General features: G+C 54.3%; 22 protein-coding genes. All 22 read left to right on the top strand.

Translation table 11 applies throughout. The features are described from left to right. The first annotated feature begins 4 nt into the window (after positions 1 to 4). The 22 genes from RB620_RS07255 to nusA all read left to right on the top strand — a co-directional run bounded on the left by RB620_RS07255 (position 5) and on the right by nusA (position 23060). Complete coding sequence (locus RB620_RS07255) at positions 5 to 2089, top strand: chemotaxis protein CheA (RefSeq protein ID WP_308093085.1); 2085 nt, start codon at positions 5 to 7, stop codon at positions 2087 to 2089. A 13-nt stretch (positions 2090 to 2102) separates the two neighbouring features. After that, positions 2103 to 2564 (top strand): chemotaxis protein CheW, encoded by a 462-nt coding sequence (locus tag RB620_RS07250; protein WP_308093084.1) that lies wholly within the window; start codon positions 2103 to 2105, stop codon positions 2562 to 2564. A 3-nt stretch (positions 2565 to 2567) separates the two neighbouring features. Further along, entirely contained in the window at positions 2568 to 3191 is a 624-nt protein-coding gene (locus RB620_RS07245) for a chemotaxis protein CheC (protein ID WP_308093082.1), read from the top strand. Further along, positions 3188 to 3682, top strand: coding sequence for a chemotaxis protein CheD (locus tag RB620_RS07240; protein WP_308093080.1), 495 nt, complete (start codon positions 3188 to 3190; stop codon positions 3680 to 3682). Before RB620_RS07245 ends, RB620_RS07240 begins: the two co-directional genes overlap by 4 nt. A 2-nt stretch (positions 3683 to 3684) precedes the next feature. Further along, positions 3685 to 4146: a hypothetical protein gene (locus RB620_RS07235; RefSeq protein ID WP_308093079.1), complete on the top strand. Its 462-nt coding sequence runs from the start codon at positions 3685 to 3687 to the stop codon at positions 4144 to 4146. Positions 4147 to 4150: 4 nt separating this feature from the next. Continuing rightward, complete coding sequence (locus tag RB620_RS07230) at positions 4151 to 4936, top strand: FliA/WhiG family RNA polymerase sigma factor (protein WP_308093078.1); 786 nt, start codon at positions 4151 to 4153, stop codon at positions 4934 to 4936. A gap of 15 nt (positions 4937 to 4951) precedes the next feature. Then, positions 4952 to 6358 (top strand): flagellar assembly protein A, encoded by a 1407-nt coding sequence (locus tag RB620_RS07225; protein WP_308093077.1) that lies wholly within the window; start codon positions 4952 to 4954, stop codon positions 6356 to 6358. A gap of 42 nt (positions 6359 to 6400) precedes the next feature. Continuing rightward, a complete protein-coding gene (locus RB620_RS07220; protein WP_308093076.1) occupies positions 6401 to 6730 on the top strand; it encodes a hypothetical protein in 330 nt (109 codons plus the stop codon). Positions 6731 to 6763: 33 nt separating this feature from the next. Further along, positions 6764 to 7381 carry a DUF6115 domain-containing protein gene (locus tag RB620_RS07215; RefSeq protein WP_308093075.1) on the top strand — a complete coding sequence of 206 codons (618 nt, stop codon included), beginning with the start codon at positions 6764 to 6766 and terminating at the stop codon, positions 7379 to 7381. Continuing rightward, positions 7374 to 7886 (top strand): hypothetical protein, encoded by a 513-nt coding sequence (locus RB620_RS07210; protein ID WP_308093074.1) that lies wholly within the window; start codon positions 7374 to 7376, stop codon positions 7884 to 7886. Before RB620_RS07215 ends, RB620_RS07210 begins: the two co-directional genes overlap by 8 nt. Before the next feature lie 218 nt (positions 7887 to 8104). Continuing rightward, the gene (gene rpsB, locus RB620_RS07205) at positions 8105 to 8803 is read left to right on the top strand and encodes a 30S ribosomal protein S2 (protein WP_308093073.1); all 699 of its coding nucleotides are present in this window, start codon (positions 8105 to 8107) and stop codon (positions 8801 to 8803) included. Between the two features lie 114 nt (positions 8804 to 8917). Next, positions 8918 to 9568 carry a translation elongation factor Ts gene (gene tsf, locus RB620_RS07200; RefSeq protein ID WP_308093072.1) on the top strand — a complete coding sequence of 217 codons (651 nt, stop codon included), beginning with the start codon at positions 8918 to 8920 and terminating at the stop codon, positions 9566 to 9568. 144 nt (positions 9569 to 9712) lie between these two features. Continuing rightward, positions 9713 to 10441 (top strand): UMP kinase, encoded by a 729-nt coding sequence (gene pyrH, locus RB620_RS07195; protein ID WP_308093236.1) that lies wholly within the window; start codon positions 9713 to 9715, stop codon positions 10439 to 10441. Beyond that, complete coding sequence (gene frr / locus RB620_RS07190; RefSeq protein ID WP_308093071.1) at positions 10441 to 10995, top strand: ribosome recycling factor; 555 nt, start codon at positions 10441 to 10443, stop codon at positions 10993 to 10995. The genes pyrH and frr overlap by 1 nt, the downstream gene beginning before the upstream one ends. A 153-nt stretch (positions 10996 to 11148) precedes the next feature. Next, on the top strand, positions 11149 to 11919 hold the full coding sequence (locus tag RB620_RS07185; protein ID WP_308093070.1) for an undecaprenyl pyrophosphate synthase: 771 nt from the start codon (positions 11149 to 11151) through the stop codon (positions 11917 to 11919). Between the two features lie 27 nt (positions 11920 to 11946). Further along, positions 11947 to 12741: a phosphatidate cytidylyltransferase gene (locus tag RB620_RS07180; protein WP_308093069.1), complete on the top strand. Its 795-nt coding sequence runs from the start codon at positions 11947 to 11949 to the stop codon at positions 12739 to 12741. 30 nt (positions 12742 to 12771) lie between these two features. Next, positions 12772 to 13911: a 1-deoxy-D-xylulose-5-phosphate reductoisomerase gene (locus RB620_RS07175; protein ID WP_308093068.1), complete on the top strand. Its 1140-nt coding sequence runs from the start codon at positions 12772 to 12774 to the stop codon at positions 13909 to 13911. Between the two features lie 90 nt (positions 13912 to 14001). Then, entirely contained in the window at positions 14002 to 15276 is a 1275-nt protein-coding gene (gene rseP / locus RB620_RS07170; RefSeq protein WP_308093067.1) for an RIP metalloprotease RseP, read from the top strand. Positions 15277 to 15286: 10 nt separating this feature from the next. Beyond that, on the top strand, positions 15287 to 16735 hold the full coding sequence (gene proS / locus RB620_RS07165) for a proline--tRNA ligase (protein ID WP_308093066.1): 1449 nt from the start codon (positions 15287 to 15289) through the stop codon (positions 16733 to 16735). Between the two features lie 220 nt (positions 16736 to 16955). After that, a complete protein-coding gene (locus tag RB620_RS07160) occupies positions 16956 to 21260 on the top strand; it encodes a PolC-type DNA polymerase III (protein ID WP_308093064.1) in 4305 nt (1434 codons plus the stop codon). Positions 21261 to 21457: 197 nt separating this feature from the next. Continuing rightward, positions 21458 to 21919, top strand: a complete 462-nt coding sequence (rimP, locus tag RB620_RS07155; protein ID WP_308093063.1) for a ribosome maturation factor RimP — start codon at positions 21458 to 21460, stop codon at positions 21917 to 21919. A 43-nt stretch (positions 21920 to 21962) separates the two neighbouring features. Further along, entirely contained in the window at positions 21963 to 23060 is a 1098-nt protein-coding gene (gene nusA, locus RB620_RS07150) for a transcription termination factor NusA (protein WP_308093061.1), read from the top strand. The last annotated feature ends 2 nt before the right edge of the window (positions 23061 to 23062 follow it).

The raw sequence follows: 23062 nt of genomic DNA, 5'->3' as shown, positions 1-23062 counted from the left end.
GTGAATGGATATGAATGCTTATCTGTCCATGTTTATCGACGAATCAAACGATCATCTTCAATCCTTGAACGAAAACCTGCTTCAATTGGAAGGCAATCCTGAGGATCTGAGCATCGTGCAGTCGATATTCCGATCGGCCCATACGCTCAAAGGCATGTCCGCTACGATGGGCTTCGAAGACTTGGCTGCCTTGACGCACGAGATGGAGAACGTGCTGGATCTGGTCCGCAATGGCAAGCTCAAGATGGACAGCTTTATCTTCGATACGTTGTTCAAAGGGCTCGACGCTCTCGAAGCCATGGTGCAGGACATCGTCGGCGGCGGCACTGGCAAAGCGGATGTTACGTCTATCGTCGCCTCGCTCCAAACCATACTGAAAGGCGATTACAAAACGGTTTCTTCGGCGGCGCAAGCAGCAGCTAAGGAAACGGTCGCGCCAAGCGGAAGCGCTGGAAGAGCTTCTGGCTCCGTATTGCTTGACGAATTCCAATCTTCGATTCTTCTCCAATCGATGGAATCGGGGCATCAGCCCTATTACGTGCAGGTTAGCGTCGAAGAGAGCTGCGTGCTGAAAGCGGCTAGAGCGTACATGGTATTCGATCTGCTGGAGCGTAATGGCGAAATCGTCAAATCCGATCCATCCGTACAAGATTTGGAGCAGGAAAAATTCGACCGCTCGTTCACCGTGTTTACGATTTCCACGTTATCGGCCGATCAGCTGAACGAGCAAATAACGAACATCTCCGAAATCGCCTCCGTCACGGTGACCCCGCTGGATGCCGAGTCGCTCGCCGCGCTCACGAGCGCACCGGCCGCGGCTGCGGTCGAAGCGCCGGAGAAACCTGCAGCCGCGGAGCCGGAAGCCGATGCGAAAGCAAGCGGCGGAAGCGAACTGTCCCGCAAGGCGGCACCGAGCACGCAAAGCGCGCCAGCGGCGATGAACAAGACGATCCGCGTCGACATCGACAGGCTGGATACGCTCATGAACCTGTTCAGCGAGCTGTTGATCGACCGTGTTCGACTGGAGCAGCTCGCAAGCGAGATCAAGCGCAGCGAATTAACGGAAACGGTAGAGCATATGTCCAGGGTCAGCTCCGATCTGCAGAACATCGTGCTGAAGCTGCGCATGGTTCCCGTGGATTCGGTATTCAACAGGTTCCCGCGCCTCGTGCGCGACCTTGCCAAGTCACTCGATAAGAAGATGGAGCTAGTCATAACGGGCGCCGACACCGAGTTAGACCGTACGGTCATCGACGAGATCGGCGATCCTCTTGTCCATCTCATCCGCAATTCGGGCGATCATGGAATCGAATCGGTGGAAGAGCGGGTTGCCGCCGGCAAGCCGGAGACGGGCACGATCCATCTCCGCGCGTACCATAGCGGCAATCATGTTTTCATCGAGGTAGAGGAAGACGGAAGGGGCATCAACCAAGCGAAGGTGCTGCAGACGGCGATCAAGAACGGCGTCGTGACGGAGGAACAAGCGCGCAACCTAACGTCGGAAGAGATTCAAATGCTGATTTTTGCGCCGGGCTTCAGCACAGCGGACAAAATTTCGGATATTTCCGGACGCGGGGTAGGGCTCGATGTCGTCAAGACGAAAATCACTTCGCTCGGCGGCAATGTCACCGTGACGTCTGCCGAGGGCAAGGGGACAAAGTTCTCCGTCCAGCTGCCGCTGACACTTTCGATTATTTCGGCGATGCTGATCAAACTCGGTTCGGAGAAATACGCGATTCCGCTGTCGTCGATCGTGGAGACCGGAATTATCCAGCGCGAGAACATCCTGAACGTGCACGGCAACCGGATGATCCAGTTCCGCAATTCCATTATTCCGATCATATCGCTTAGCGGCGTGCTGCAGTCGCCGGATTACGACGAGAGCCAGGAGCAAGAGACGGAGATCGTCGTCATCCGCAAAGGAGACAAGATAGCGGCCGTCATGGTTGACGAGTTCATTGGACAAAGCGAGATTGTGCTTAAGACGTTGGGCAAATATTTGACGAATGTATATGCGATATCCGGGGCTACGATTCTTGGCGACGGGTACGTGGCGCTTATCATCGATCCGAACGCATTGATCAAATAGGGAGGTTTTACCGATGGGAGAAGAATTGAAGGTTATCGTATTTGCGCTTGGCAAAGAAGAGTATGGCATTGAAGTTGATAAAGTGCGCACGATCGAGCGATTGACGCCGATCACCCGCGTTCCCAAAACGGCTGCTTTCATTAAAGGCGTCATTAACCTGCGCGGCGTCGTCGTGCCTGTCATCGATCTCAGAGGCAGATTCAATCTGAGCGAAACCGAGCCGTCCGAGAACTCCCGCATCATTGTCGTCGCGGTGAATGACCTTGAGGTCGGATTCATCGTCGACTCCGCGAACGACGTCATCGATATCGACACGGATACGATCGATAATCCGCCCGAGATCGTAGGCGGCATCAAAGCCAAATATTTGCGCGGAATCGCCAAGCTCGGCGAAGGGCGTTTGCTCATCATGCTGAATCTGTCCGAGGTGCTGAACAAAAACGAGATTATCCAGCTCGAGCAGCTGGAGGTATAATCGGTGGCCGAATTTAATTCTTTTGAAGCTTTCGAGCTGGACGTGTTGAAGGAAGTAGGCAACATCGGCGCAGGCAATGCGGCTACAGCTTTATCCAAGCTGCTGAACAAGCCGGTAGACATGGCTGTGCCGAAAGTAAGCTTGTTGCCGTTCGAAGAAATTGCCGAGCTCGTGGGGGGCGCTGAGCAGATCGTTCTGGCGGTGTTCTTACGGGTCGAAGGCGAAGCGCCCGGGAATATGTTTTTTATCATCGAAGAGCTGTCCGCGAAACGGATGCTGAACCAGCTGCTATCGATTCGTCATGGGGAAGAGGAGTCCGGTTATTCCGAGATGGAGCTATCCGCCTTATGCGAGATTGGCAATATTTTAGCAGGCTCGTATCTGTCGTCGCTAGCCGATTTTACGCAGCTTCCCATGGTGCCTTCTGTACCCGCAATCGCGCACGACATGGCCGGAGCCATACTTAGCTACGGGCTCATGCAATACGGCGAGATGGGCGATTCCGCCTTGTTGATCGAAACGACGTTCCTAGAAGATCATCAATCGTTGGAAGGCCATTTCTTCCTCATTCCCGATCCCGGCTCCTTCGGCAAAATATTCAAATCACTGGGAGTCGGTCAAGAATGACGGGACAGACAATGGTTAAAGTAGGGATGGCGGATTTGAACGCCGCGGCGGACGGCGCGGTACTGAAGACGACGGGTCTTGGCTCTTGCGTCGGGTTAACGTTATACGATGCAAGGTCCAAGGTTGCGGGAATGGCGCATGTCATGCTGCCGTCGTCAGACATTGCGCGCGAAGCGCAAATCAATCTGGCGAAATACGCGGATACCGCAATTCCCGAGCTGCTAAGCCGCATGTCCGCGATGGGAGCGAGGCTGGACCGTTTGGAAGCCAAGATGGCGGGAGGCGCGCAAATGTTCGCGTTCGCTGGCCAGACCGACACGCTCCGCATTGGACCTCGCAACGTCGAGTCATGCATCATCGTGCTCGAGAGCCATCGGATTCCGATTGTATCCCAGGATACGGGCGGAAATTACGGTCGCACGATCGAATTTGACAGCGGGAGCGGCAAATTGATGATCCGAAGCGTGCAGTTTGGAATAAAGGAGATTTAACGATGCTGGGAAATTGGAGATGGAACGCAGGATTCGGTATTGCGGGGGTCGGTCTTACCGTGTTGTTCTCCCTGGGCAACAATCCAATGTCCGTCATACTGACGAGAAGCTTATACGCATTCCTGGCTTTTTTTGTTGTTGCTTACGTTGCCCGTTTCGTACTGGGCATGATTCTTCGCCCTCCGGCGATCGCGATGCAGACTCATGACGGCAATTCCGAGACGCGAGGCGCGGAGCTGGATTTGAGAACGCCGGACGAGTCGGAGGATTTGAATGAATTGCTGAAGTCGCAGCTTCATAACGGAGCTGTCCCATCCGCGCAAGCGGCGATCGAGCCGCGCGCGGCGGGCATGAATGAAGGGACGGCGGCATTTAAGCCTTTGTCTCCGCCGCAACTCGTATCTACCGCTAACAAACAACCAGAGGAATTGGCGAAAGCCGTACGTCATCTGACAGGAGAGTGAGTCAATGCCAGAGCTGAAGTCGCCTCATTTGACGAACATCCAGATGTGGCAAGCATGGAAAGAGCATGGGGATATCGAAGCCAAAAAAAGCCTGATCGAAAATTATTTGCCGCTCGTCGACTTCGTGACGAACCGCATGGCGATCGGCTTGCCTAAAAACGTGATCAAGGACGATCTGGCGAGCAACGGCGTAATGGGACTGATCGACGCGATCGAGAAGTTCGATTACAAGCGCGGCTTGCAGTTCGAGACCTATGCTTCGTGGCGGATTCGCGGCTCCATAATCGACGGCCTCAGGCAAGGCGATTGGGTTCCGAGATCCGTTCGCGAGAAGGCGAAGCGGGTAGAGGATGCTTACCAGCACTTGGAACAGCAGTATATGCGCTCCGTCTCCGACGCCGAGGTTAGCCGTTACTTGCAAATTACGGAGAAGGAATTCACGACCATGCTGCAAGATATCTCCGTCACTTCGATCTGTTCGCTCGAGGATCCGATCCGCGAGGAAGAGTCCGAGACCCGGATGACGCTGCTTGTCGACGAGAAAGCCAAAAACCCGGATCATACGGTACACGAGGTTTATTTGAAAGAATCGTTAGTAAAAGGGATCGAGCGGTTGACGGAGAAGGAACGTACGGTCGTATCGTTATTTTATTATGAAGAGCTTTCGCTGAGCGAAATAGCCGAGGTTATGTCGCTATCACCATCGAGAATTTCCCAACTCCATTCGAAGGCCATCTTGCGGCTTCGCGGGGCTTTGGCTAAACATAAAGATCAATTAATGCAGCACTAGAGAGGGGGGAGTCAGGTGGACAATCAACAATTGGATTCATATCTTCGCGTTCAAATATCGGCAGACAGGCTGACTGCCTTCATCACGTTTAGTAGAATAACGGACGAGTTTTCTTGCAGCGCTGATGAATTGGAACTCTTCGTTCGAAGCAAGGGGGTTGTCCATAGCCTCCGATCCGATGTGCTGGACCAGATCAGCAGAAATCCGCTTGCCTACTGCAGAGAGCAAACGTTATTCGCACAAGGGTTGAATCCAAGTCCAGGCAGAGACGGAATGATACGTTTCGTATTTGATATGGACAATGACGAGCGGCGGCCGGCCGAGGACGAAGACGGGAAGGTTGACTTGAAGCAAGTCAACCAGTTGAAGAACGTCAAACGGGGGCAATTGATCGCGGAGTTAGTCGAACCGATCGCCGGACCTCCGGGAATGACGGTAACGGGGGAAGAGATTCCTCCGAAGTACGGCAAACGCGCCCACTTCAAAGTAGGCAAAAACGTCGTCTTGAACGGCGATGGATCGGCTATGTACGCGGCGATCGACGGATTGATCACATTAACCGATAAAGCCAAGATCAACGTATTCCCCGTCTACGAAGTGAATGGGGACGTCGATTACAGAGTCGGAAATATCGACTTTGTCGGCACTGTCGTTATTCGAGGCAACGTGCTTAATGGCTTCCGCGTCAAAGCCTCGGGTGATATTCGGGTCATTGGCGGCGTTGAAGGAGCGGAACTGGAGTCGGATGGCTCGATCGAAATTACGGGCGGCATCATGGCCAGCAATAAAGGCTACGTGAGAGCGCAGGGGAATGTTCGAAGCTCGTTCATTCAAGATGGCAACGTGATTGCCGGCGGAGACGTCTTCGTCTCTCAAAGTATCATGCATTCCCATGTGAAAGCTGGAAATAGCGTCGTATGCTCCGGTGCGAAAGGGCTCATCGTCGGCGGGATCGTTCAAGCGGGCGAATTGATTGTGGCAAGAACGATCGGCAACGCGATGTCGACCGCAACGGTTCTGGAGGCGGGGGTAAACCCCCAACTGAGGGATGAATTGCTGGAGCTACGCTCAGGCATTAGACAAGCAGTCGAAAGCTTGGACAAGACGGAGAAGGCTCTTGTCATACTCGATCAATTAGCCGCGGCTGGCCAATTGTCTCCCGACCGGCTTGCAATGCGCGTAAAGCTGAGTGCGACAAAACGGCAGACGTACGCAAGCATCGAGGAATCGAAGGATCGGACGCTCGAAATCGAGAAGATGCTGGAGGATACCGGACGTTCAAGAGTAGATGTCGGCGGCACGATATTCGGCGGCGTCAAGATCGTCATCGGCCGCTATACCAAATTCGTAAAAGACAGCGCGCAGCGCGTCTCGTTCCGATTAATGGAAGGCGACATCGCGCTCGTGCCGTATCATCCGTAGCCCGATCCCGGAGATCAGGCTCAATACGGAGGGAGGATTCCGATGACGTTTAAGCCATTAGATCTCCAAATGTCCGTTCCGAGGCTGCAAGAGTACAGCGGCTTGCAGCAGCAGGCAGCCCAGCGGCCGGTCACCGAACAAAACATGCTTGCGAACCAAGCGCAGAAACATACCGAGGAGCAGCGCATCCAAAGCGCCGCGGTCGAGCAATCGACCAATTCCGGCGTGAAGGCGGATCAGGAAGGTAGCCAAGGCGGCGATCCGCGCTATCCGAACCGCGCCCGCGGCCAAGCGAAAGAAGATTCTTCGAAGGAAACGCAGCCGGAATCGCCGCATCCGTACAAAGGACATCGGGTCGACATCAAATGGTGACAATGGAAGGGTAAGAATGAGGGGTGAGTAACGATGGAGCCATGGCACTATATCGCTTTGCTTGGTGCTGTAGTGGCGGTCGGCGCGCTTAGCATGCCAAGGAACAAAACAACAAATCCAACAAATCCATCCTCGCAATCCGTGCAAAACATGGAGACTGCGCTCGAGCAATTTATGGAGAATATGGAGAAGGACAACGAGGAGCTCTTTCAGATGGTCGCCAAAACGCAAGCTGACGCCAAACAAGAGGATGACCGCAAGGATATGCGTATAGCGGCATTGGAGCAGCGTTGCGAATCGTTGAGCCTGCAGCTACGGCAGGCACTGGATCATCTGGAGACTACGCGGGCATCTTCCGCGACGTCCTCGACCGCAATGCAAGGTCCCGAACCGACATCGATCACAGCGGCGGATTCCTTCAAGGCTGCTGAAGCGGAGGGTTCGGAGAACGCCGGCGAATCCAAGTCAACTTCGGTTCCGGTCGACCCGCAACCGGCGGAACATTCGATCGCGTCCAGATATTCGGAGTTGTTCCGCCTGTACAAGGGTGGGAAATCCATCGAAGCGATCGCGAAGAAGCTTGGCATGAACAAAGGCGAGGTACAACTGATCATCGGGCTTGCGAAGCAGGAAGGAGCAAGCCATGTTTAACAAACGTTCATTCGTATTGGGTCTTGGCATCGGCATGATCGTCGGCGCCATGCTTCTTCAGCTGTTCTACCTGGGCGAAGACAGCCAGAAGCAATTGGACCAGATCGGACAGCAAGTCGAGCAAGGCGGATTGCGTTCGGCTGAGCTGACGCCAACCTCCGGCACGGAGCCCGAAAGCACGGAACAACCCACCGCCCAGCCGTCTCCGAAAGTGACGGAACCTCCGCCGACGAAACAGCCGGAAGCATCAGCCGAACCTGCCAAGGAGGATTTAAGTGCCTCGGATCCGTTCGTCGTGCGGATCGAGCCGGGCATGAGCTTGACCGAAACCGCGGAGCTGCTGGCGCAAGCAGGAGCGATCAGCGAACCCAATCCATTTATAGACGAAATGAAGTCTTCCGGACTGCGGGTACGCGCCGGTTATTTTTTGTTTGCAAAAGGTCCGGTTGACGCCAAGGAAGCGGCGGCGATCGTCTCGGGCGAGCCGATTAGCGAGAAGAATTGAACCGCTACAAGGTAGAGAAACAAGAATCATAGCGAAATTCGTCAAAAGTCGCGTTATGCTTGTTGCACCCGGCATTCGGATGTGATATATTAAATGACGGTGTTAAAAACACACGCCGATCAATTCCGTTGACGGTGCTTTCGCCCGGCGAAAGTTTCGACGGAAAACGCGAACGGCGGAGGGACACACAAAAAACCATTACAGGAGGTGTTGAAGAAATGGCGGTTATTTCCATGAAACAGCTTCTCGAAGCTGGGGTACACTTCGGTCACCAAACTCGTCGCTGGAACCCTAAGATGGATCGTTATATCTTCACAGAAAGAAACGGAATTTACATTATCGACTTGCAAAAAACGGTTAAGAAAGTTGACGAAGCGTACAACTTTGTTAAATCGATCGCGGCTGAAGGCGGCACGATGCTGTTCGTAGGCACGAAGAAGCAAGCTCAAGATTCGGTGAAAGAAGAAGCTGAACGTTGCGGCAACTTCTACATTAACCAACGTTGGCTCGGCGGCACGCTGACGAACTTCCAAACGATTCAGAAGCGTATCGATCGCCTGAAACAATTGGAAAAGTGGGAAGAGGACGGCACTTTCGAGGTTCTGCCTAAGAAAGAAGTTATCATCCTTCGCAAAGAAAAAGATCGTCTTCAGAAGTTCCTGGGCGGCATCAAAGGCATGAAAGGCCTGCCAAGCGCATTGTTCATTATCGACCCACGCAAAGAGCGTATCGCGGTAGCGGAAGCTCGCAAGCTTGGTATCCCAATCGTAGGCATCGTCGACACGAACTGCGATCCGGACGAAATCGACTATGTGATCCCTGGTAACGACGACGCGATCCGCGCCGTTAAGCTTCTGACAGCTAAGATGGCTGACGCAATCGTTGAAGCGAACCAAGGCGAACAAACAACGGCTTAAGCTTGAAGCTTAACTGACAATTTCGCAAACAACAAAGGGTGGTCAGACGGTGCAAACCTCTCACTGCCCTTTTTTTGAACAAAATTCGGATGTAAACTTTTAGGAGGGTTTTTCATGGCAGTTAGCGCTAGCGCAGTTAAAGAGCTTCGTGAGAGAACGGGAGCAGGCATGCTTGATTGCAAAAAAGCATTGGACGAAACAGGCGGCGACGTTGACAAAGCGATCGCATTGCTTCGCGAGAAGGGCCTTGCGGCAGCAGCGAACAAAGCTGGCCGTATCGCTACCGAGGGCGTAGTCGAGTCTTACATCCATGCAGGCGGCCGTATTGGCGTTATTGTCGAAGTAAACTGCGAGACGGACTTCGTTGCAAAGACGGATCAGTTCCGCGAGTTCGCTAAAGATATCGCAATGCAAATCGCTGCAGCAAATCCGAAATTCGTTCGTCGTGAAGAAGTTCCTGGCGACGAGATCGAAAAAGAAAAAGAAATTCTTAAAAACCAAGCCCTCAACGAAGGCAAGCCTGAAAAAATCGTTGAAAAAATGGTTGAAGGCCGTATCTCGAAGTACTACGAAGAGTACTGCTTGCTGGAGCAAAGCTTCATTAAAGATCCGGACAAAACAATTAACGAGCTGCTGAACGAAAAAATCAGCAAAATCGGCGAAAACATCTCGATCCGTCGTTTCGTTCGTTACGAACTGGGCGAAGGCCTCGAGAAAAAAGTCGACAATTTCGTAGAAGAAGTTATGGCTCAAGCAAAACTGTAATCCGAACGCGAGAGGCGGGGCGGGGCGTCCGCCCCGCCTCCGTTTTTTTCAAATATAAGATAGAATATGGGCAAAGATTGTTTAGAGGTTTTCTAAACACAAATAGAAGGACCTCACCCGAGGTGCATGATGGAGGTTAACATGTTGGAGCATCCTGTATATAAACGCATCGTGTTGAAAGTAAGCGGAGAGTCCTTGTCCGGCCAGGAAGGCTACGGCATCGAGGCGTCGGTCATTTCATCGATCGCCAATCAAGTGAAAGAGGTTGTTGATCTTGGCGTAGAGGTTGCGATCGTCGTAGGCGGCGGCAACATCTGGAGAGGCATTGCCGGAACGGCCAAAGGAATCGATCGCGCCACTGCCGATTACATGGGCATGCTGGCAACCGTCATGAATTCGCTTGCGCTTCAAGACGCGCTGGAGCAAATCGATGTGCCAACTCGCGTTCAAACTTCGATCGCCATGCAACAAATCGCGGAGCCGTACATTCGCCGCCGCGCAATCCGCCACCTGGAGAAGGGACGCGTCGTTATTTTCGCGGCAGGCACGGGCAACCCGTTCTTCTCCACGGATACGACGGCAGCGTTACGCGCAGCCGAAATCGAAGCCGAAGTCATTCTGATGGCGAAGAACAAGGTAGACGGCGTTTACTCCGCGGATCCTTTCAAAGACGAAACGGCCGAAAAATTCGAAGAACTGACTTACATGGATATGCTGAATCGCAATCTAGGCGTTATGGACTCCACCGCATCTTCGCTTTGCATGGATAACAATATACCGTTGATCGTATTCTCGATTACGGAGAATGGAAACATTAAACGCGTCGTGCTCGGCGAGAAGATCGGCACGATCATAAAAGGGAGTGCAAAATAATGCCGCAATCCATTAAGAAAAGCGCGGATGAGCGCATGGACAAAGCAATTGGCGCGTTCAGACGCGACCTCTCCACGCTTCGCGCGGGCAAAGCGAGCCCCGCTTTGTTCGACCGCATTCAAGTCGAATATTACGGCGCAATGACGCCGCTCAACCAATTGGCCAACATCAACACGCCTGACAGCCGCACGCTGATGATTCAGCCGTGGGACAAATCGTCATTAGCCGCGATCGAAAAAGCGATCCTGAAGTCCGATCTCGGACTGACGCCTTCCAACGACGGAGCGTCGATCCGCATTTCGGTACCGCCGCTGACGGAAGAGCGCCGCGCTGATTTGGTGAAGACCGCGAAGAAATTTGCCGAAGAGGCGAAAGTCGCGATCCGCAACATCCGCCGCGATGCGAACGACGATATTAAAAAGCTAGAGAAAACAGACATCTCCGAAGATGAATCCCGTCGCCACCAAGAAGATATCCAGAAGTCGACGGATAAATTTATCGCCGAAGTCGAGAAAGTATTGTCCGCCAAAGAAAAAGAGATCATGGAAGTTTAATTGGCGATGAACCTGCCTCTACACGCGGCCGCAGATTACGATGTGGCACCGATAGAGGTTTTCTCAAATTCTAAGCGAGAAACGCTTGCGTCCCCCGACAAGGACGCTCCGGCGTTTCTTCTTGTTTCTCATTTCTGGTTGGGAGGAAGTCAGATGATCAAGCGGCTTTGGGCAAATCGAAGCAAAGCGAAAACGTCCTTACCGCAATCCGAAGGGATTCCGCCCGAAAATGTGCCCCAGCATGTGGCGATCATAATGGACGGGAATGGCCGGTGGGCCAAACGCCGCGGTTTGCCGAGAATGGCGGGCCATCACTCCGGGATGAAAACCGTAAAGCGAATTACGATCGAAGCCAATCGACTCGGCGTCAAATATTTGACGCTCTACGCGTTCTCGACGGAAAACTGGAAGCGGCCGAAAGCGGAAGTTGATTTCTTGATGAAGCTGCCCCAGCAATTTCTCGAGATCGAACTGGACGATCTGATCGCCAATAACGTGCAGGTCAAAATGATGGGGCACCGCGAGGACTTGCCTTCTCATACGCTCAGCGCGGTCGAGGAAGCAATCACGAAGACGGCCGGCAACACGGGGTTGGTCTTAAACTTCGCGCTGAACTACGGCAGCCGCAAGGAAATGCTGGAAGCCGTACAAGGGATTGCGGCTGACATTAAAGACGGCAGGCTCGATCCGGAGGACATCGACGATCAAGAGATGGCTCGGCGGTTATTGTCGAAAGATTTGCCCGATCCGGATTTGTTGATCCGCACGAGCGGAGAGCTGCGGCTCAGCAATTTCATGTTATGGCAGCTTGCTTATAGTGAGCTCTGGTTTACCGATGTATACTGGCCGGAGTTTACGGAAAAGCATTTTAATGAAGCCATTCAAGAGTACGGACGCCGCGCCCGCCGTTACGGCGGCGTGTAGCGACACAAGACGGAGTGTGACCTTCCTTTGAAACAGCGATTGATTACGGGCATACTCGCCGGCGCATTGTTCGTGGCGCTCACGATTGTAGGCGGTGCTTACTACACCGGATTGCTCATACTGCTTGCCCTTATCGGTTTTACTGAATATGTCAGAATGAACGGAATCAAACCGACGCATCCGTCCGCTTTGATCGGATACGCCGGCGTTTTGTTATTCGTGCTGCCTTGGTCCTCTTGGGATATCGAGATCCCTTCCATGATTACGATCATATGGATGCTTTCGTTTTTGCTTTTGGCGGTGACGGTAATAGGGAAAAATCAGTTCACCATAGACGGATCGGCGCTCATGCTGCTTGGCGTGATCTACGTCGGCTATGGCTTTTCGGCCATGATCGACGTACGGGCCATCGAGTCGCACGGCCTGTTCTGGTCGTTCCTTTCTTTCGGCTGCATCTGGGCTTCGGATGTAGGCGCGTACTTCGTCGGGAAAGCGATCGGTAAGCGCAAGCTGTGGCCTACAATTAGCCCGAATAAAACCGTGGAAGGCGCCCTCGGAGGCGTCGCGCTCGCGTTAATCGTCGCCATATGTTTCGCCCTGGCTTCGCCGGAGGTCGTTTTCGTTTCGAAGGCGTTGGTCATCGGCCTCGTCGCCGCCGTCGCCGGTCAATTCGGCGATTTAATCCAATCCGCCTACAAACGAGTCAGATCGATCAAAGACACTGGGAATCTGCTGCCGGGCCACGGCGGCGTGCTCGACCGCTGCGACAGCTGGATCATCGTTTTCCCGCTGCTGCTGCTGACCGAGCTCATTCCCATATAAACGAAGTTCAAAAGGCTGACGGAGGAACGCATGAAAAAAATCGCATTGTTAGGCTCAACGGGGTCCATAGGCACCCAAACGCTCGATATCGTCCGGCATCATCCCGATCGGTTTGCAATAACCGCATTGTCAGCGGGCTCGAACGCCGATTTGGTCATTGCGCAAGCGAAGGAGTTTAGGCCGTCTCTAGTCAGCGTGGCGACCAAAGAGCTTGCTGCTGCGGTAGCTACGCATGTGCCGGAAGGCACTCGAGTCGTATACGGCGACGAAGGATTGATCGAAGCGGCGGCAGGTACGGACGCGGATACGGTCGTCACGGCGATCATGGGCAGCAGAGGCTTGCCCGCGACGTTAGCGGCGATCGAAGAAGGCAAGGCGATCGGCCTTGCGAACAAAGAGACGCTTGTGACGGCGGGGCATATCGTCATGGCTAGGGCAAGGGAGCGTGGCGTGCCGATCATTCCGATCGACAGCGAGCATTCCGCGATTTTCCAATGCTTGAACGGTGAACCGCGCGGAGGCGTCCATGGTATAACGCTGACGGCATCCGGCGGATCGTTCCGCGACCGTACGCGGGCAGAGCTTGAAGGCGTAACGGTGGCCGAGGCGCTCAGCCATCCCAATTGGTCGATGGGCGCGAAGATCACCATCGATTCCGCCACGATGGTCAACAAAGGTCTTGAAGTGATTGAAGCCAGATGGCTGTTCGATCTTACATACGACCAGATTCATGTCCTCATCCATCCCGAAAGCATCATCCATTCCTACGTCGAATTCGTGGACCGAGGCATCGTCGCACAGCTTGGCATGCCGGATATGCGCGTACCGATCCAATACGCGCTAACGTATCCGGAACGTTATCCGACGCCGACCGAGCCGCTTAACTTGGCGGCCATCGGGAAGCTTCATTTTCGCGAGATGGATTTCGAACGTTATCCTTGCCTGCGCATGGCGTTCGAATGCGGCCGGATGGGACAATCGGCGCCTGCCGTCTATAACGCGGCCAACGAAATTGCGGTAGACCGATTCCTGAAGGGCGAGATTAGCTTCCTGGATATCGAACGGGTGCTGGAGACCGTCGTGGAACGGCATGAAGTTTGCGAAATCAACGATCTTCAGAGCATCGCGGAAGTGGACGCATGGGCGCGCCGACTGGCGGCAACGGTCTGACTGTCATCCTAGAAAGTGGTTCTCTTGTTTCGCACGGGAGAATAATGATAATCTATGTACAGGCCGTAACGAACAGGAGGCAAGGCTTCTATGGAAACAATTCAGGTCGTGTTTATGACCGTGCTCGTGTTTTTCGTCATTGTGACAATCCATGAATGGGGCCACTACTTCTTCGCCAAGAGGGCTGGTATACTCGTTAGAGAGTTCGCGATAGGCTTCGGTCCGAAGCTATTCTCCGTGAAACGGGGAGAAACAAGATACACGTTAAGGCTGATCCCGGCGGGCGGATTCGTTCGCATGGCGGGCGAAGACCCCGAAATCGTCGAGGTGCAGCCTGGACAGACGGTTGCGGTGCGCGTCAAAGACGATAAGGTCACGCGCATCTATCTGGATCGGCTCGACGAGCGAAGCGGGACGGTTCGCGGCGAGGTTGAGAATGTTGATCTGGAGCGCCAGCTTGCGATCAGGCTGAATGTGGAAGGCGATACGGAATCGTATGCCGTTCACCCGCAAGCGCTCGTTATTGCCAGGGGCAAGGATACGCAGATCGCGCCGATCGACAGGCATTTCGGCAGCAAGCCGCTGCGTCAACGGGCGATGGCGATTTTCGCCGGCCCGTTAATGAACTTCATCTTGGCGTTTTTCCTCTTCGCGGCTTATATCCAAATGGTTGGAGTACCGGTCGAGAATCCGGAATACATGTCGATTACGAAAATCGAAGATGGAATGCCGGCTTCGGAAGCCGGGTTGATGAAAGGCGATATCGTCAGCTCCATTAACGGCGAGAAGATCGGAACCGATCTCGACAAGATGATCGACATGATCGGCAAGTCGCCGAATACGTCCCTCACGATCGACGTCGTTCGCGACGGTACGCCGATGAGCGTGAAGGTAACGCCGAGGCCCAATGACGACGGTATCGGCAAGGTAGGGATCAGCGCCGCGCCGCCGACCCGTTCGGCTACGTTCGCCGAGACGGTTACGCGATCCGCCACGCTTATGAAGGATATGACCGTTTACATTTTCGAAAGCTTCAAAATGCTCATTACCGGTCAATTCAAGCTCGATGATCTTGGCGGTCCCGTGAGGACGGCGGAAATGACGAGCCAAATCGCCAAACAAGGGATCGTGCAGTTGACGTCGTGGACGGCTCTGCTAAGCCTTTATCTGGGCATTTTCAACTTGCTGCCCGTTCCCGCGCTGGATGGAAGCAGGCTGCTGTTTCTCGGACTCGAAGCCGTCAGAAGACGGCCCCTTGATCCGAACAAAGAAAGCATGGTCCACTTCATCGGTTTCGCGATGCTGATGCTGCTGATGCTGGTTGTGACCTATAACGATATATTACGATTAGTACGAGGGGAGTAGTCTGTCGCTCATGTCGAAGGAAAAAGGATTCGTAACGGAAATTACGCCGCAAAGCGAAGATTTCTCGAGATGGTATATCGATGTCATTAAGAAAGCGGAATTGATGGATTATTCGCCGGTCCGCGGCTGTATCGTGTTCCGTCCGGAAGGGTATGAGCTGTGGGAAAACATGCAGCGCGAGCTGGACGCAAAATTCAAGGAAACGGGTCATCGCAACGCTTATTTCCCGTTGTTCATTCCGGAGAGCTTCTTCCAGAAGGAGAAGGAGCATGTAGAAGGGTTTAATCCCGAGCTGCCGTGGGTAACCGAGGCGGCGGGCGAGAAGCTCGAGGAACGCCTTGCAATCCGACCGACTTCCGAGACGATGATCGGCCACATGTACGCGAAGTGGATTCAGTCGTATCGCGATCTTCCTGTGCTGATCAACCAGTGGGCGAACGTCGTACGCTGGGAGAAGCGGACATTGCCGTTCCTGCGGACTAGCGAATTCCTGTGGCAAGAAGGCCATACCGCTCACGAGAACGAAGAGGAAGCGCGCCAGGAAACGATGCAAATGCTTGACGTGTATACGAACTTCGTCGAGAACTTCCTTGCGATTCCGGTCATCAAAGGCGAGAAGACGCCTTCGGAGCGGTTCGCCGGAGCGGTCGACACGTATTCCATCGAAGCGATGATGAAGGACGGTCGCGCGGTGCAAGCCGGCACTTCCCATTATCTCGGCACGAAGTTCGCCGTTGCGTTCGATATCAAATATTTGGACCGCGAGAATACGCTGCAATTCTGCCATACAACTTCGTGGGGTGTCAGCACGCGTCTGATCGGCGCGCTGATTATGGTCCATGGCGACGACCGTGGGCTGGCTCTGCCTCCTAAAGTAGCTCCGACTCAGGTCATCATGATTCCGATCGGGCCGGCGAAGACCCGCGACCAAGTGGTCGGAAGAGTGGACGAGCTGTATGCAGAGCTGAAGAAAGCCGGCGTTCGCGTTCGCGTCGACGACCGCAGCGACGTCAGCCCGGGCTGGAAGTTTAACGAATACGAGATGCGCGGCGTGCCGCTTCGTCTCGAGCTTGGACCTCGCGACATGGAGAACGGCGTCGTCGTACTCGTATCGCGGATTACCGGCGAGAAGCGGATCGTGCAGCAGGACAACCTGCTCGAGGAAGTGCAGCGCATGCTGGACGAAACGCAGACGGAGATGTACGAGCGGGCGAAGTCGTTCCGCGAGAGCAACTCGCGCACCGTCGAAACGCTAGACGAGATGAAGAGCTTCCTGGAAGAGCAGCGCGGTTTCGTGGAAGCGGGCTGGTGCGGTTCCGAGGCCTGCGAGAAACAAGTAAAAGAAGAGACAGGAGCGACGAGTAGGAACATTCCGTTCGCGCCGTCGGCACAGAAATCCACATGTCTGGTATGCGGCGACGCAGCCAAACATACTGTCGTATTTGCACGCGCTTATTGAGAACTTAAGTGCGTGTTCAAAAAGTCCGCTTTTCAGACCGAGAAGGTTGGATGAAGCTAGAAAATGAGGAGCGGAGCGTAGTGTAAGCTACGTGAGCACCGGAAGTTTCGGCTGAATTCAAGATTCGATGTCGAATATGCTACCTGGTATACATCGTGATCAAAAGTGGACTTTTTGAACTTCCTATCTAAGTTCGAATCGACAGGAGTGAATCGATAAAATGACGAACGACAAGCGTCAGCGCTTCGAGCTGCTTCTGCAGCAAGCGGAGCTGCCGCAGGAGCTTATTCATAATTATTTTCAAGATGGGTATATCGATCAAGTCATCGTCAGCAAGTCCAACCGTGAATGGACGTTTTGCATCCGCAAAACGTCCATGGTTCCTTTACAGGCCTATAACGGCTTATGCCAGGCGGTTCGTTTGAAATTTCACCATATCGCGGACGTGTCGTTCGTGTTCCAATATGAATCCGTCGTCGAGACGGAAAATATCGTCATGCAATATTGGCCGCTGTTCATGGAATGGGCCCAGCGGGAAATCGCGTCGGTTAACGGTTGGCTGCAGAAGGCTTCTCTTGAAGCGCAAGGCGATTCCATAACGTTGACGCTCACGGATTCGACCGGATTGGAGCTTGCCAGGAAGAAGCGGGTTGACGAAGCGGTCGCGTCGTTCTATCAGACGTACTTCGACCGCGTCTGCAAGGTGAAGCTGGCCGTTGGAGAAGCGAGCCAAGAGGTCTACGACCAATTCATGATGAAGATCGAGCAAGAGGAGCGCGAAGCCGTCCAGCAGCTGATGGCGGAGGCGCAGATCGACTCGGGCGACGACGATGGCGAGGAGGCCGTGCGGTTGGCCGTCGGCTACGACATTCGCGAAGAGCCGGTCCCGCTGATGAACATCCAGGACGAGGAGAAAAAAATAACGGTGCAGGGCGCCGTATTCGGTCTCGACGTGAAGGAGCTTCGCAACGGGAGCACGCTGTTCACCTTCAATGTCACCGACTTCTCCGACTCGATCGCGATGAAGATGTTCGCGAAGACCAAGGACGACGTGAAAATTTTGTCCCAGCTCGAGAACGGCAAATGGGTGAAAGCGCGCGGCCGGATCGAATACGACCGGTTCATGCAGGAGCCGGAGCTCGTCATGATGCCGAACGATCTTCATGAGATCGGATCGCCTCCGGAACGCAAGGACCACGCCGAAGAGAAGCGCGTCGAATTCCATCTCCACACGACGATGAGCACGATGGACGCCGTCACTTCGATCGGCGATTACGTGAAAACGGCGGCGAAGTGGGGGCATAAAGTGATCGCGGTGACGGATCACAGCAATGTGCAATGTTATCCCGACGCGGTGAAGGCCGCGAAGAAACACGGCATCCAGGTGCTGTTCGGACTGGAAGCGAACGTTGTGAACGATGCCGTCCCGATGGTGCTGAACTCCCGTCCGGAACCGCTTGCCACGGCGACTTACGTCGTATTCGACATCGAGACGACGGGCCTGTCCGTCGTCAACAACAAAATCATCGAGCTTGCGGGCGTCCGAATGCGGGAAGGGAAGGAAGTCGACCGGTTCTCGACGTTCATTAATCCTCACGAGAAGATTCCTTACCATATCCAGCAGCTCACGAATATCAACGACGAGATGGTGAAGGACGCACCGGAGCTGGAGCCGAAGCTGCGCGAATTCGTCGATTTTATCGGCGACGATATACTGGTCGCGCATAACGCCAGATTCGATATCGGGTTCATTCAGGCGAACTGCAAGTCGCTTGGCATGCCCGAAGTGACAAATCCGGTGCTGGATACGCTCGAGCTGGCGAGATTTCTGCACCCGACGATGAAGAACCATCGGCTGAACACGTTGTCCGACAAATACAAGGTCAGCTTGGACAACCATCACCGGGCCATCGACGACTCCATCGCGCTTGGCGGGGTATTGTTTGGACTGATCGGGGACGCAGCGGAGCGCAACGTGCGCGACTTGCACCAATTGAACGATTACGTCGGTCTGGACTTGTCCAACCAGCGTCCGTTCCATTGCAATATCTATGCGTTGAACGCGGCGGGCAAAAAAAATCTGTTTAAGCTCATTTCGCTTTCGCATACCGAGTATTTCAAGCGCGTGGCCACGATTCCGAAGAGCAAGCTAGTCGAGCTTCGCGAAGGTTTGCTCGTCATTTCCGGCTGCGAGAAAGGCGAATTTTTCGAAACGGTGCTGAACAAGTCGCATGAGGAAGCGATGGACGTTGCCGAATTCTACGACGTGCTCGAGATCCAGCCGATCGACTTCTACATGCATCTCGTGGAGAAAGGGCTCGTTGGAAGCCGCGCCGAAATCGAAGGCGCGATGCGCCGCATCTGCCAAATCGGAGATTCGCTCGGCAAGCCGGTTATCGCAACGGGCAACGTGCATTATTTGAACCCCAGGGACAAGATGTACCGCGACATTACGATTCACGGGATTACCGGCTTCAGCCCTCTGAAGGGAATGCGTAAGCCCAACGCACATCTACGCACGACGGAAGAAATGCTGGAGGAATTCGCGTTCCTCGGCGATGCGCGCGCAAGGGAAGTCGTCGTGACGAATACGAACGCCTTGGCGGACCGGTTCGAAGCTTACGACATGTTCCCGAGGGAGCTATTCACGCCGAATATTGAAGGCGCCGACGAAGAAATTCGGAGCACCTGTTACGACACGGCGAAGTCCATGTACGGCGAGGAGCTGCCGCAGGTCGTCATCGACCGGCTCGAGAAGGAACTTGTTCCGATTATCAAGTACCGGTTCTCCGCCAACTATCTCATCTCCGAGAAGCTGGTGAAAAAGTCCAACCGAGATGGGTACCTGGTCGGTTCAAGGGGTTCCGTCGGATCGTCCGTCGTGGCCACCTTCCTCGGCATTTCCGAGGTAAATCCGTTGCCCGCGCACTACTTGTGCCTGAATCCGGAGTGCAAGCATAGCGAATGGTTCCTCGACGGAAGCGTGCCAAGCGGCTTCGACTTGCCGTCCAAGTCTTGCCCGGATTGCGGCAAGCCGATGAAAGGCGAAGGGCAGGACATTCCGTTCGAAACGTTCCTCGGTTTCAAGGGCGACAAGGTTCCCGATATCGACTTGAACTTCTCGGGCGAATACCAACCGATAGCCCACAACTTTACGAAAGAGATGTTCGGCGAGAAATGCGTATACCGTGCGGGCACGATCGGCACGGTCGCGGAGAAGACGGCCTACGGCTTCGCTAAAAAATACGAGGAAGAACATCAGAAGAAGTGGCGCGGCGCCGAGCTCGCCCGGCTCGCGAGCGGCTGCACGGGCGTGAAACGAAGCACGGGCCAGCATCCGGGCGGAATCGTCGTCGTGCCGGATTACATCGAAGTCGAGGACGTCACGCCGGTTCAATATCCGGCCGACGACGTGAACGCGGAATGGAAGACGACCCACTTCGACTATCACGCTTTCGACGAGAACTTGCTGAAGCTCGATATCCTCGGCCATGACGACCCGACGATGATGCGGATGCTGCAAGACTTGACCGGCGTCGATCCGACGACGATCCCGATGAACGATCCGAAAGTGATGAGCATGTTCAACTCGGCCGCCGCGCTTGGCGTGTCGCCGGAGCAGATCCGCTCCTCCGTCGCGACTTACGGCGTGCCGGAGATGGGAACGAAGTTTGTCCGCCAGATGCTGCAGGAAACGCAGCCTTCGTCGTTCGCGGACTTGCTCCAAATCTCGGGACTTTCCCACGGCACGGGCGTTTGGCTCGGCAACGCGCAGGAGCTGATCAAGAACGGTACCTGCAACATCAAGACGGTGATCGGCTGCCGTGACGATATTATGTTGTATCTGATCTACAAGGCGGGCATGGATGCGGGACTAGCCTTCAAAATTACGGAAAGCGTGCGGAAGGGCAAAGGCCTTACGCCGGAGTGGATCGACGAGATGAAGCGCTGCAAAGTGCCGCAGTGGTACATCGATTCCTGCTTGCGGATCGAGTATATGTTCCCGAAGGCGCATGCGGCGGCATACGTCATCTCCGCGGTTCGCACCGCCTTCTTCAAACTGTATTATCCGATTCATTATTATGCTACCTACTTCACCGTCCGCGCCGACGACTTCGACCTCGAGCTGCTGTGCCAAGGGTACGATGCCATTCTGCGCAAGCTGATCGAGATCGAGGCCAAAGGATTTAACGCCACGCCGAAAGAGAAAAACATGGTGTCGCAGCTGGAGATGTCGCTCGAGATGACGGCAAGGGGTTTCTCCTTCAAGCCGATCGACCTGTACCGCTCGGATGCGATCAAGTTCCAGGTCGACGGGGAATCGCTGATTCCGCCGTTCGCGGCCATCGCCGGCATCGGCGACAACGCGGCGCGCAATATCGCTGCCGCGCGCAATGACGGCGAGTTCCTGTCGATCGAGGACTTCCAGATGAAGTCGAAGGCGACAAAAACGATCATTGAGGTGCTGGGCGGCATGGGCTGCTTCCGGGGACTTCCGGAGTCGAACCAGCTGTCGCTGTTCTAACGGACGGCTCTAGAAATCATTTCTTGTCACCTTTTTGCGATTATGTTATAATTTTTGTGGCAATGATGAGGATAGAATCTTTGATGCAGAAGAGTGGGGAAACCCACTCTTTACGTTTTGTATTCGGGCATTCTCGTTACTCACCTGCGGGCCGATGTCGTCCGCCCCACGCAACCATTACAGGAGGTTTACCCAATTTGAGCACATCCACTATCAAATCCGCGATTGAGGCTATGGTTACGCCCTATCTCAATGAACATGGTTTTGAGCTGGTCGATATCGAATACATCAAAGAAGGCAGCAACTGGTTTCTAAGGATCTTCGTCGACAAGGACGGAGGGATCGACATCGATGAATGCGGACGGATCAGCGAATTCGTCAGCGAGCAATTGGATCAGAACGACCCGATTACCGGCGCATACTTTCTGGAGGTGTCGTCTCCGGGCGCGGAACGCCCGCTGAAGAAGCCCGAAGACGTGGTGAAGGCGATAGGCAAACATGTGTTCATGACTACATATGAGCCTATCGACGGCTCCAAGGAATTCGAAGGTTTGCTCGTTTCGTTCGATGGCGAGCAAGCCGTCGTTCGTGTAGGCAAAAAACAGCATACGCTGCCTTACGGCAAGGTCGCGAGCGCTAGATTGGCAATCGTTTTTTAGAGGCTAAACACGCTGATATTACGAAAGGAGGAACAACGTTCCAATGAGCATGGATTTTATTGAGGCGTTGCAAGAGATTGAAAGAGACAAGGGGATTGCCAAGGATATACTGCTGGAAGCCATCGAGGCTGCGCTTATTTCCAGCTACAAGCGCAATTTCAATACCGCCCAGAACGTGAGGGTCGACATTAACCGCCATACGGGCGTCATCAAGGTTTATGCGCGCAAGACGGTCGTCGACGAGGTGCTTGATCCGCGGCTGGAAATTTCCGTGGAGGCCTCCCGCGAAATTAACCCGCATTACCAGTTGGACGATGTGGCGGAGATCGAAGTGACGCCGCGGGACTTCGGCCGAATCGCGGCCCAGACGGCCAAGCAGGTTGTAACGCAGCGCATTCGCGAGGCAGAGCGCGGATTGATCTATAATGCTTTTATCGATAAAGAAGAAGACATCGTCAATGGCATCGTGCAGCGCCAAGACGTTCGCAACCTGTTTGTGGATCTCGGCAAAGTTGAAGCGGTGCTGCCATTGACCGAGCTGATGCCGACGGATAAATTCAAGCACGGCGATCGCGTGAAGTCGTTCATTACGAAAGTCGAGAATACAACCAAAGGGCCTCAGATCATTTTATCCCGTACGCATCCAGGACTCCTTAAACGACTGTTCGAGCTTGAAGTGCCCGAAATTTACGACGGCGTGGTCGAGATCCGTTCCGTCGCGCGCGAAGCCGGCTTCCGCTCCAAAATCGCGGTTCATTCGCGCAACGACGAGGTGGATCCGGTTGGCTCGTGCGTAGGCCAGAAGGGGATGCGCGTCCAGACGATCGTGAACGAGCTGAAGGGCGAGAAGATCGATATCGTCCGCTGGTCGGAGAACGTGGAAGAGTATGTCGCGAACGCGCTCAGCCCGTCGAAGGTGCTTGAGGTTATCGTGTTCGAGCAGGAGAAAATGGCTCGCGTAATCGTTCCCGATTACCAGCTGTCGCTGGCGATCGGCATCAAGGGGCAGAACGCGCGTCTTGCGGCCAAGCTGACGGGCTGGAAGATCGATATCAAAAGCGAGACGCAGGCGGAGCAGGAATACGGCCGTCCGAAGTCCCCGATGGGTACGATGCACCAGGATTCCGTCTCGATCGACTAGAT

Origin of the sequence: Paenibacillus sp. LHD-117, from assembly GCF_030929555.1 — a bacterium.
Taxonomy (GTDB): Bacteria; Bacillota; Bacilli; order Paenibacillales; family Paenibacillaceae; genus Pristimantibacillus.
This window is presented reverse-complemented; position numbering and strand designations above follow the sequence as displayed.